Source organism: Candidatus Angelobacter sp. (assembly GCA_035607015.1).
Classification (GTDB): domain Bacteria; phylum Verrucomicrobiota; class Verrucomicrobiia; order Limisphaerales; family AV2; genus AV2.
This window is the reverse complement of the sequence record DATNDF010000433.1, coordinates 1-10,728: the sequence shown is the minus strand read 5'-3', so window position 1 is coordinate 10,728 and position 10,728 is coordinate 1. Positions and strand designations below refer to the sequence as shown.

At 59.1% G+C, this 10,728-nt stretch carries 9 protein-coding genes; 7 read left to right on the top strand and 2 right to left on the bottom strand.

Going from position 1 to position 10,728, the window contains the following annotated elements; translation table 11 throughout:
• Positions 1-97 precede the first annotated feature (97 nt).
• Positions 98-1,888: a tetratricopeptide repeat protein gene (locus VN887_17500; protein ID HXT41807.1), complete on the bottom strand. Its 1,791-nt coding sequence runs from the start codon at positions 1,886-1,888 to the stop codon at positions 98-100.
• 137 nt (positions 1,889-2,025) lie between these two features.
• On the opposite strand from VN887_17500, the gene VN887_17495 reads away from it, so the two are divergent.
• The 7 genes from VN887_17495 to VN887_17465 all read left to right on the top strand — a co-directional run bounded on the left by VN887_17495 (position 2,026) and on the right by VN887_17465 (position 8,418).
• Positions 2,026-2,496: a MarR family transcriptional regulator gene (locus VN887_17495; protein ID HXT41806.1), complete on the top strand. Its 471-nt coding sequence runs from the start codon at positions 2,026-2,028 to the stop codon at positions 2,494-2,496.
• Entirely contained in the window at positions 2,493-3,932 is a 1,440-nt protein-coding gene (locus VN887_17490; protein HXT41805.1) for a nitrilase-related carbon-nitrogen hydrolase, read from the top strand. The genes VN887_17495 and VN887_17490 overlap by 4 nt, the downstream gene beginning before the upstream one ends.
• Positions 3,929-6,082 (top strand): AMP-binding protein, encoded by a 2,154-nt coding sequence (locus VN887_17485; GenBank protein ID HXT41804.1) that lies wholly within the window; start codon positions 3,929-3,931, stop codon positions 6,080-6,082. Before VN887_17490 ends, VN887_17485 begins: the two co-directional genes overlap by 4 nt.
• Positions 6,079-6,681 carry a hypothetical protein gene (locus tag VN887_17480; GenBank protein ID HXT41803.1) on the top strand — a complete coding sequence of 201 codons (603 nt, stop codon included), beginning with the start codon at positions 6,079-6,081 and terminating at the stop codon, positions 6,679-6,681. Before VN887_17485 ends, VN887_17480 begins: the two co-directional genes overlap by 4 nt.
• Before the next feature lie 65 nt (positions 6,682-6,746).
• Positions 6,747-7,277: a hypothetical protein gene (locus VN887_17475; protein ID HXT41802.1), complete on the top strand. Its 531-nt coding sequence runs from the start codon at positions 6,747-6,749 to the stop codon at positions 7,275-7,277.
• Positions 7,267-8,118 (top strand): alpha/beta hydrolase, encoded by an 852-nt coding sequence (locus VN887_17470; protein ID HXT41801.1) that lies wholly within the window; start codon positions 7,267-7,269, stop codon positions 8,116-8,118. The genes VN887_17475 and VN887_17470 overlap by 11 nt, the downstream gene beginning before the upstream one ends.
• A gap of 24 nt (positions 8,119-8,142) precedes the next feature.
• On the top strand, positions 8,143-8,418 hold the full coding sequence (locus tag VN887_17465; protein HXT41800.1) for a hypothetical protein: 276 nt from the start codon (positions 8,143-8,145) through the stop codon (positions 8,416-8,418).
• Positions 8,419-8,469: 51 nt separating this feature from the next.
• Here VN887_17465 and VN887_17460 read toward each other — a convergent pair whose 3' ends face one another.
• Positions 8,470-10,296 (bottom strand): ABC transporter ATP-binding protein, encoded by a 1,827-nt coding sequence (locus tag VN887_17460; protein ID HXT41799.1) that lies wholly within the window; start codon positions 10,294-10,296, stop codon positions 8,470-8,472.
• Positions 10,297-10,728 lie beyond the last annotated feature (432 nt).

The window sequence follows — 10,728 nt, the reverse complement described above, 5'->3', positions numbered from 1 at the left end:
GAGATATTGACGCAACATTTCCGATAACCGTGACCCACGAATGAACAACAACGCAGCCGCCCGCAAAACAAATCGGATTTGCCCGGTCGCGCAGCGTTCATTTTGACGGTACCCCGGGCTTGTGCGCGTCTAAAACCTTCTCCAGTTCCGGATCTTTCGCGCCTCCGGCCTGCAGCGCTTTCTGATAGTGCCGGCGTGCCAGTTCCAGCGAAGGGGGGTGCCGGCCCGCGTAAACCGCCGCCAGGCCGTGATGCGCCCCCGGGTTATCGGGCGCGAGTTGGAGCGCGCGCCGGAACGCCGACTCAGCGGGTTCGCGCAGTCCTTTCTCCGCCAGCGCGACTCCGAGATGCTGAAAAATGTCGGCATTTGTTGGATCGAGCTGGGCGGCGCGGCTGAGCGCGTCGAGTGCCGCATCATATTTTTTTTCGCGGATTTTCAGGGTGCCCAGGAGTGACAGACTGGAGGTGTCCTTGGGATCGGCCATCAGCGCCTCGCCCAGGTTTCGTTCCGCGTCGGCCAGCCGGCCTTGCTCGATCTGGACCGCCGCGAGCCTGACCAGAACGTTCGCGTTCTTCCCTTCAATGCGCAGGGCCGCAGAGTATTTCTTTTCCGCCTCTTCGTAACGATGAGCCGCAAACGCGCGCGCGGCTTCAGTGAGCAGGGGTGACTCCGCTGGCGGCCGCATCCCCGAAGGCTTTTTTCCGGTCGCATCGCTTCTCTCTGGTGAGGTGGTATCCGGCGGCTTCAGCAAAGCCTGCTCTTCGGGCGGACCAGAAGGTTTCCCTGTGTCGAAAACACCGGTTCTCAGGCCCGATACCGTGGCCCGGTCCGTCCGTGGATTCGTTTGGGCCGACGGCTTGCGGGCCCTGAAGTCGTCCAACTCCCTGGTCGCTGCGTCAAGTTTCCTCTGTAACTCGTCCCTTTCCTGTTGAACCGATCGCAGCGCGGTTTGTAAAGCGGACACCATCACCACGTTGGTTGGTGCGATTGTTTCCCGTTCACTCGTTCCTTTTCCGGGCGTATTTGTTTTTAGCGCCACAGCTGCGCCGCGCCGCTCTGCGGGTTCGGCGGGCCGGCCTTCCGGTTTCTCGTTCCCGTTGGCGGGCGCACCAGTTTGCGCGTCGGCCGTGGCCGCCAACCCGCCGGCCCGTCTTCTCAAGGATTCATTTTCGGATCGCAGCGCTCTTATTTCATCACCATCGATGAACGCCTGCAGGCGTTTTTGCAGCGCCTCTTTTTCCAATGTCGCGGTGGCGGTCAGCTCGGTCTGCCGCGCGAGCTTTTGAGAGACCACATCCAACGCTTTGCGCGCGTCCTCCAGCACCACGGGATCGACCGGCTTGTCCGGCTTTGATTCCGCCTTCTCCAGGTTGGCCTTCAACACTCCGACCTGTTTCTCCAGGACCTTGATTCGTTCCTCGGCCCTCGCCAGCTCGCGCGGGTCCACTGCCGCCGGCTGCGCGGTCAACGCCTCCTTGAGTCTGGCCTGGAGCAATTCCTTGTCGGCCGTCAACTGGCGGACCTGTCCCTGCAGGAGTTGGACGGTGCCGTTGGATTCGCCGGCCCGGGACGCTTTGGCTGCTTCCGCGTCGGCCGGACTTTTTCCGGATAAATCACCGTTTTGTCCCAATTTTTCCGCAATGTATTTGAGTCGGAATTCGACGACGCTTTCATTCCAGCCGGGATACTCCTTGCGTAGAGATTCGAGTTCTCCCCGTGCTTCAACATACTTTTGCCTTGCCTGGTCTTCCCGCCCGCCTTTCTTCAACGCATCCGCCTGCTGGATCAAGGTATAGATGCGGACGAACCGGTCGTCCGGCTCCACCGCGCGGAGCGCAACGGCGGCCAACAGCACCCACAGTCCAGCCAACGCCAAAAACTGTCTCACGCCAATATCGTATCCAATAAAAGCGGCGCTTGGCAACGCACATGCGAAAGCGTGGCGGGCCCGGCACATCCGGGCGACCGGGCCGCGGGGAGGATAATTGTTGACATATAAACAATCTGAATATAGACAATCCCGGTATGCGCCCCCAGACGGCCGTTTCCCCCGGACCCCGGTACCACGCCTTGCTGCAACTCTTGCGCACGGCGGAGACGCTCTGGAACGCCAGCCGGCTGTTCTTTGCCCGGTGGGATCTCAGCCCGAGCCAGTTCAACGTGCTCAATCTGCTTTGTGACCATCCCGCCGGTTGCACGCAAATCGAACTCAGCCGGTCGCTCATCATGCATCGCTCGAACGTGACCGGCCTGGTGGACCGCCTGGAGGCGCGCCGCCTTGTGCAGCGCCGCGACAGCGCGGACGACCGCCGTGCTTATCGCGTGATGCTGACGCCTGCCGGCAGGAAACTCATTGAGCTGATTCTCCCCCGCTACTATGCGGCGGCTGAAAAGGTCTGGGGCCAGCTTGCCGTCAACCGCGCGAATCAACTGGTCAACGACCTGGCGTGCGTTTGCGCCAACGCCGGGAAGGTGGCCAGAAATGAGAAAACATGAACTCGGCTGGCAACGCGCGGTCTGCCGAAAAAGCGCCTGCGCCGGTGAACGGGACTGATGCCGGAGACCGGGTGTTTTCGTGGAAGCAGTCCATCGCACTGGCAGCCGGCGCCGTCGTTGCGTTCCATCTGGCGTATGGCTTTCCGCGGTTGAGCTGGTTGATGATTGTTTACCTCGGTTGCCTTTACCGGCTTGCCGCGCTGCCCACGCCGCGCAGGGCGTTCTATTTCGGGCTGGTCATCGGTTACGCGGTCTATGCGCCGCATCTCACGTTCTTCTGGACGATTTTCGGCTGGCCGGCGGTGGCGCTTTGGACCGTGCTGCCGTTCTGGCTCGGACTGTTTGTCGCGCTGGCGCGATTGTGTCGAAAGCGGCTCGGGTCATTGGCGCCGCTGTTGATCCCGTTCATCTGGACAGGACTGGAGTATTTCCGCAGCGAACTATATTACCTGAGGTTTTCGTGGCTGAACGTCGGTTACGCATTCGCTGCGGCTCCACAAGTATTCGTTATCAGTCACCTTGGCGCGTATGGAATTGCGATGGCGTTGATGGTGGTAATTGCCACACTTTCATTGTTTCCGCGGAAGAGCGCTCGCGTCGCTTTCACATTTTCTCTCGTCGCTCTTGCCTGCTTTACGAATTTTCAGAATGGCCATCCGGCCCTTAAAAAAGCTCGCGCCATGCAGGTCGCCGGGGTGCAAATGGAATTTCCGGCTCCGCTCGAAGTGCCCGGAGTCCTGGATAAACTGCTGGCCGGTCATCCGAATGCAGAACTTTTTGTTCTCAGCGAATATACGTTTGACGGCCCGGTTCCGGAGCGGGTCAGGGACTGGTGTCGGCGGCAAAAGAAGTACCTCATCGCCGGCGGGAAGGATTTCATCACCGACAAAGAGTTTTACAACACGGCCTTCGTGGTCGGTCCCGGTGGTGACATCGTATTCCGGCAGGTCAAGAGTGTCCCGATCCAGTTTTTCAATGACGGCAGGCCAGCTGAAGAGCAGAATGTTTGGGAATCACCCTGGGGCCGGCTCGGGATATGTATCTGCTATGATTTGAGTTACCGCCGGGTCACCGATGAACTGATCGAACAGGGCGCCCGGGCCATTATTGCTCCCACCATGGACGTCGCGGATTGGGGCGGATATCAACACAGCCTCCACGCCCGGGTTGGATTGGTAAGGGCCGCGGAACACGGCATCCCGATCTTTCGAGTTTGCAGTTCCGGGGTTTCGCAACTGATTGACCGGACCGGACGCGTGGTGGTTTCCGCGCCTTATCCCGGCCAGGGTGAAACCATCACCGGTTCGCTTGACCTTGCCGCGCCCGGCCGTCTGCCGCCCGACCATTGGCTCGCGCCATTTTCCGTCCTCGTTACCGCCTTGTTGATCGGCTGGCTTTCAATGAAGACGCTGCTCGGGAGATTTTCCAAACCATGAAAACACTCATACGGTTTCTGCTCCGGCTGCTCTTTCGTTTTCGAGCGTACAACGAAGCCGCGCTAAACGTTCCAGGTCCGGTTCTTCTCCTCCCCAACCACACGGCCCTGATTGACTGGTTGTTTCTCGGCCTTTGCCTGGAGGACGACTGGAGGTTTGTGGTTTCCAGCGTGAGCGCGCAAACCAGTTGGCTCCACCGGAAAATCATGCTGAACTCACGTACCTTCCCGATCGACACGGCGTCGCCCTATTCGCTCAAACGCGTGGCGGAATTCCTGCAGAGCGGCGGCCGGCTCGTGCTCTTCGCGGAAGGGCGGCTCACCCGCACCGGCTCTTTGATGAAGCTTTTCGACGGCACCGGCTTTCTGCTGCACAAGACCGGTGCCAAGGTCATCACCTGTCACGTGCGCGGGCCCGATCGCCTGCCGCACCGGCTGACAATGAACGGGAACCTCACTCAATGGTTTCCCCGCGTCACCGTGCACTTCAACGACCCGCTTGTGCCGCCGAAACTGGAACACGCGAGCACGGCCCGGGCGCGCGCGACGCTGACCAACTGGCTCCGCGACCGGATGATTGCGCATCGGTTTGCCGTCGAGATGCAGCAGGAACCGGCCACGATTCTTGCCGCGATAAAGCAGCGCGCGGGACTTTGCCCGCGGTTTGTCATCTCGGAGGACGCGACGCGGCAGACGCTCACCTACCGACGGTTGATGATCGGCGTTGATTTGATGGCGCGCCAATGGCGCAAAATGTTCGAAGCGACGGGCGGCGAACGCATCGGCGTTCTTCTGCCCAACACCAATGCCACGCCCATCGTGCTGTTGAGCCTCTGGGCGGCGGAGAAAGTGCCGGCTGTGTTGAACTACTCGACCGGCGCGACCACAATGCTCGCCTGCGCGCAGCTCGCCGGATTGAAGCGGATCATCACTTCGCGCTCCTTCCTCCTGCGGGCCAGAATCAATGTCGATCCGCTCGTCAAGGCGGGCATCGAAATGATTTTCCTCGAAGACGTGCGGTCTCGTATTTCCGGCTCCGAAAAACTCTTCACCGGCCTCCGTCATAAATTGGCGTTGCGCTCCGCGCTCCGCCTTTCGCCGGCCCGGCCAGACGACACGGCGGTTGTCCTTTTCACCAGTGGATCGGAAGGCGTGCCCAAGGGCGTCGAACTGACGCATACCAACCTCATCGCCAACATCCGGCAGTTGCTGGTCATCACCGACATCGAGGACCGCGACCGCATTTTTAACGCGATGCCATTGTTCCACAGTTTCGGCCTGACCATCGGGACGCTGTTTCCGCTCGTGCGCGGCATTTACGTCTTCATTTATCCGTCGCCGCTGCACTACCGGGTCGTGCCGACGGTTTTTTATGACCGCGACTGCACCATCATGATCGGGACCAACACTTTTCTCAACGGGTATGCGCGCAAGGCGCATCCGTACGATTTCCGCAGCCTGCGCTACATGTTCGCCGGCGCGGAAAAAGTGCAGGAGGCAACGGCGAATCTCTGGTCGCGCCGGTTCGGTGTGCGCATCCTCGAAGGCTACGGCGCGACCGAATGCAGCCCGTGTGTCAGCCTTAACACCCCGATGGAGGCCAGGCATGGTTCAGCCGGGAAACTGTTGCCGGGCGTCGAATACAAACTCGAACCGGTGGAGGGCGTATCCGAAGGAGGCCGTTTGTTGGTGCGCGGACCGAATGTGATGAAGGGCTATCTGAATCCCGACGCCAACGAGAAATTCAAGGCGCTCGGTGGGTGGTATGACACGGGAGACATCGTGAGCGTGGATGCGGAGCGTTACGTGACGATCCTTGGCCGGCTCAAACGCTTCGCCAAGGTGAGCGGCGAAATGGTGAGCCTCGCCGCCGTCGAAGACGCGCTGGTCGGCGCGTTCCCCCGCTACGGTTTGCGCTGCCAGGTCGCCGTCCTGAGCCGTCCCGACGAAGACAAGGGCGAAATGCTCGTTGCAGTAACGAACGAACCACGGCTCACACTCGACGAAATGCGCGCAGCCATCAAAGCCAGGGGTTTGACCAATCTCTGTGTGCCGCGCGAGATCAAAGTGGTGAAAGAGATTCCGAAACTTGGGACGGGCAAGGTGGACCATCGGGAACTGGCAAAAAGTTTGACTGAGGCGACAAAATGAATTCTGCCAAACACACCGCGAAATTCCTTGTCGCAAGCATGGGACTCGTTGTTGTGCTCTTTCAGACATCTTGTTCCACACAGCGAGCAATCTCGAATTACTGGGGTGACGGAGAAATTGTCGCCATGCCTGACGGTGGTCTCGTGCAGGGTGGCGGTGGTTACCAAGCCCGTTTCAAGCGTGTGAGGTTAGACCACCCTATTGATTTGACCTACCATTTCCATGGCCTTCCAAAGGACGGTTGGCGCAAGGAAATCTATTTTGCAATTGAAGGCCCGCAACAATTGGAATGGCGCAATGGCGGTTCTCACCCAAATCCGCCTTTCATTGATGACCTGAGAGGTACACTGGCGCTGACTTTGAAAGACGAGGCCGGGCAAGTTATCCTCGAATATAAGCATAAGCTGTCAGAGTTCATTTGGTCTGGAGGCTCTGGTGCACAGTGGTTATACGATTTGTCAAAGGTGCATTTTACTTTGGATTCACGAACGAAGTATGTTTTGGAAGTGAGCATCGATCCTGATACAGTGCTAAGAGATTATGAGGGTTATGTCCTGATTAGAAGTGGCGGCCATGAAGGAATCTCGTTTGGTTTTTGAGGCGTGTTCGGGGTATTAGATTTTCAAAAAGTTCAAACGATCTTCGGACTCAAGAAAAGATTGCCATGCAGTTCTTCAAAATAATTCTCGTGAGCGTTGTTGCGGCGGTCGCATACGGCATCGTACATGATCAAATCACTGCGAGGATTTGCATCGAATATTTCACGGTTGGCCACCTGCCTGTGTTTTCGACGGAGTCGCCGACGCTGCTTAGCCTGGGTTGGGGCGTGATTGCCACCTGGTGGGTTGGATTGATTCTCGGCGTTCCACTGGCCATGGCCTCGCGTTGCGGAAATCACACGAAGCTCACTGCTCGATCCCTGCGCCGTCCAATTCTCCTTCTATTATTGATCATGTCTTTGGCTGCGTTGACCGCTGGAATCGTAGGATATGTGCTGGCTCTCGCGGGCAAGATTTGGTTGACCGACCCTCTTGCTTCGGAAATTGCCAAATCTCTTCACGCGCGCTTTTTGGCAGATCTTTGGGCGCATCTGGCGAGCTATGGTTCGGGGTTCATAGGCGGGCTGATTCTGATCGGTTGGGTTTGGCGCAAGCGCAGGAAGTCTGTTCAAGTGAGCTTCACCCATGATTGCTGATCAACTTCAAATCCGCATCCACGGCGACGCCTCGCTGCCGACGCTGGTTTACCTGCCCGGCATGCACGGCGACTGGACTCTGGTGAGCAGCTTTCGCGCGGCCGTTGCGGGCAAAACACGATTCGTCGAATTCACCTATCCGCGATCAGTGACAGGCACGCTGGACGATCTTACGCGCGAGATCGAAGAAGCATTGTCAGCAAACAGCATTCGCGAAGGATGGTTGCTGGGCGAGTCATTCGGCTCGCAGCCGGCCTGGCAGATCATCAAACATTCCCAGGCGTCCGCTGGCGGCTTTCGTCCGCTCGGGCTGATTCTGACAGGGGGATTCGTGCGGCATCCCGTGAATTGGGCCGTCCGCGTGGCGCGGCGAGCGAGCGAGTGCGTTCCGATGAGTATTGTGAAACTGTTCTGCGCCGCCTATGCGCGCTACGCGAAGTTCCGTCACAAACACGCGCCGGAAACGCTGGCAAGCATTGCCGAATTTGTCGCGAACCGGACGCAGGAGGCGGACCGGCAGGCCATCGTTCATCGCTATGGATTGATTGCAAACAATGACCTGCGGCCGGTGGCACGACAAACTCGTTTCCCGGTTTACTATCTCGCGGGATTGGTAGACCCGCTGGTGCCGTGGCCCTTTGTGCGGTGGTGGCTGCGGAGGAATTGTCCCGGCTATCGCGGCGGCAAAACTCTGTGGCGTGCGGACCACAACGCGCTGGGCACACAGCCACAGAAGTCCGCGGAGCAGATTCTCGTGTGGATTGCAGCTGCCCGTCGGCCGGAGCGCGACTTGGAACTCCCAACTAATCCTTCACGAAAGGCCGCAAATCTGCTTTCATGAACGCAGGCTCAATCAGGAGAACCCATGACTACCATTTCCTCCCTGTTCAAGCTCGCGATCGCAAGTGCTGCGCTGATTCCGTTCCATTTTTTCGCGCAAGATAGATCTTTAGTACACGTAGCGTTGCAGTTGGCAGCGGCGACTGTTTTCCTGGTTACACTTGGTTGGGGATGGTCTGCGGCCCGTAAAGAGTCGAAGCCCGATGAAAGACGGTCGAAGTATTTCGAGCCATCTTTACTGGCGCTTGCGGGCTGCATCGTTCATGGTTTGTGCACGCCGATCGTGTACTACGTCAGATGATGCTTGCCTGCCTGGCACCGAGATCCCTCCAGTAGACCGCCGGTTCTCCAATCAATTCACCGCCAGCTTTTCAAAGCCCTCTTCAATGGTTGTCGTGTTCTGAATGCGGGCGAGTTTGGCGTAGAGGCCGTCCGCTTCGAGCAGCTCCTCGTGCGTGCCGCGCTCGATGATTTCGCCGTGCCGCAGCACCAGAATCTGGTCCGCTTGCCGAATCGTGCTCAAACGATGCGCAATGACAAAGCTCGTGCGGCCCGCCATCAAACGTTCAAGCGCTTCCTGGATCAGTCGTTCCGTTCCCGTGTCCACGCTGGCGGTCGCTTCGTCGAGGATGAGGATGGGCGCGTTTTTCAACAACGCGCGAGCAATGCTGACGCGCTGTTTTTCACCGACGCTCAGTTTCACGCCGCGTTCACCGACGCGCGTGTCATAGCCTTCGGGCAAGCGGGAGATGAATTCGTGGCAGTTGGCCGCGCGGGCCGCGCCTTTGAGTTCGTCGTCGGTGGCGTCGAGTTTGCCATAAAGAATGTTCTCACGAACGGTCCCGTTGAAGAGAAACGGTTCCTGGCTGACGATGGCGATCTGCGCGCGCAACGATTCGAGCGACACCGAACTGATGTCCTGGCCATCAACGGTGATGCGGCCGGAAGACAATTCGTAAAAGGCGGGCAGGAGGTTGACGAGCGTTGACTTGCCGGCGCCCGTGGGTCCGACCAGTGCGATCATTTCGCCGGGCCTCGCGTGGAGGGAAACGTTTTTCAGGACAACTCGCTCCGGTCCATAGCTAAAACCGACGTCGTCATAAATCACTTCGCCGCGGACCGGAATTCGCAGGGCGGCGCGGGGTTCGTTGCCCGGCCGCTCCATGGGCGCGTCGAGGATGTCGAACACCCGTTCGCCGCCGGCACGCGCGGCCTGCAGCATTTGATTCAGGCCGTGAAGACGCGCGACCGGTTCGTAGAACAGCGTGAGGTAGATCAGGAATTTGACCAGTTCTCCGACTGTCATCTTGTCCGCGAGCATCTGGCCGCCGCCATACCACAGTACAAACACCGTGCCGAGCGCCGTGACAAAGCTCATCGCGGGGGAGTAGTTCGCCCAGGCGAGCATCACCTTGAGTGTGCCCTGGCGGAGGTCGTCGGCGCGCCGGGTGAAGCGCGAATCCTCGTGCGGTTCGCGGCCGAACGCCTTGATCTGGCGGACGCCTTGCAGGTTGTCCATCAGCAAGGCGTTCATGGCGCTCGCCGCCAGGCGTTGTGCGCGATACCGGCCATGCGCGGTGACGGTGTACCAGATGGCCCCGGCGGTCAGCAGCGGCACGGGGGCCATCGCGACCAGAGCCAGCATCGGGTTGTAGTGAAACATGATGGCCAGCACGCCGGCGATGCTAAGCACGGCAACGGTCCCCTGCTCGGTGCCGTCAATCAGAACGCGTTCGACGGCATTCACGTCTTCGAGGACCCGTGTCATCAAATCGCCGGAGGCGCGCTGGTCGAAGTAACCCACCGGCAACCGTTGCAGGCGCGCATAGACAGCGCGTCGCATGTCGTAGATCACATCCTGCTCGAACCGGTTATTGATGCGGATGCGCAGGCTGTTGAACAGGTCGCGCAGGAGAAACGCGCCGAGCAAACCCAGCATGACCGGCGCGAGCAACGCGGCCTGTTTCTGGCCGATCACCCGGTCAATGACGACGCCGATCAACTGCGGATAAGCGAGCGCAAAGGCCAGGGAAAGCACTGCGCAGCCGACGTTGGCCGCGGCCATCCCCTTGTAAGGGCGCAGATAAACCGCCACGCGCCGGATGATTTCCCAGGTCGAGCGCGATTTGGCTGCAAATGTCGGATCCGTGCTGGAGCTGAGATGCGGATGATGAGCCATGGGCCTGGTTTTTTACGCGCGCAAGCGCGGGATACTTTTAATCATTGCCGTGTTTAGTCCAGCGGGTATTTTGCGGCGCGTTTCGCGGGTGCGCTGTGTGCGCGTACGATGCCGCGATTCAGGGAGACGGAAGTTCACAATGGTCCGAGTGATGTCATGCACAAAACTGAGAATGGTTTCGCTCATGCTTTCCATCCGTAAAGAAATGATCCGGCCTTCACAACGTCATCCCGGTCCAGACATTGGCCGCAACGCGCTCATTCCGACCCGTCCATGCCAAGAAAATGCGTGCATTCCGGGTCGGAGCCGTTAAATTAACCAAAATGTATCCGCAGGTTGATACAAAAAACCCCGCCGCAGTGGAAGGAGAAGTGCAGGCGGTGTATCTGGCCATGTTTCCGCAAGGAGACTCGCTGTTCGTTCCGACGGTGC

Bases quoted from the DNA above. Each gene is read 5' to 3' on its own strand.
- VN887_17495 (HXT41806.1), top strand. From the start codon at position 2,026: ATGCGCCCCCAGACGGCCGTTTCCCCCGGACCCCGGTACCACGCCTTG.
- VN887_17490 (HXT41805.1), top strand. From the start codon at position 2,493: ATGAACTCGGCTGGCAACGCGCGGTCTGCCGAAAAAGCGCCTGCGCCG.
- VN887_17485 (HXT41804.1), top strand. From the start codon at position 3,929: ATGAAAACACTCATACGGTTTCTGCTCCGGCTGCTCTTTCGTTTTCGA.
- VN887_17480 (HXT41803.1), top strand. From the start codon at position 6,079: ATGAATTCTGCCAAACACACCGCGAAATTCCTTGTCGCAAGCATGGGA.
- VN887_17475 (HXT41802.1), top strand. From the start codon at position 6,747: ATGCAGTTCTTCAAAATAATTCTCGTGAGCGTTGTTGCGGCGGTCGCA.
- VN887_17470 (HXT41801.1), top strand. From the start codon at position 7,267: ATGATTGCTGATCAACTTCAAATCCGCATCCACGGCGACGCCTCGCTG.
- VN887_17465 (HXT41800.1), top strand. From the start codon at position 8,143: ATGACTACCATTTCCTCCCTGTTCAAGCTCGCGATCGCAAGTGCTGCG.
- VN887_17460 (HXT41799.1), bottom strand. From the start codon at position 10,296: ATGGCTCATCATCCGCATCTCAGCTCCAGCACGGATCCGACATTTGCA.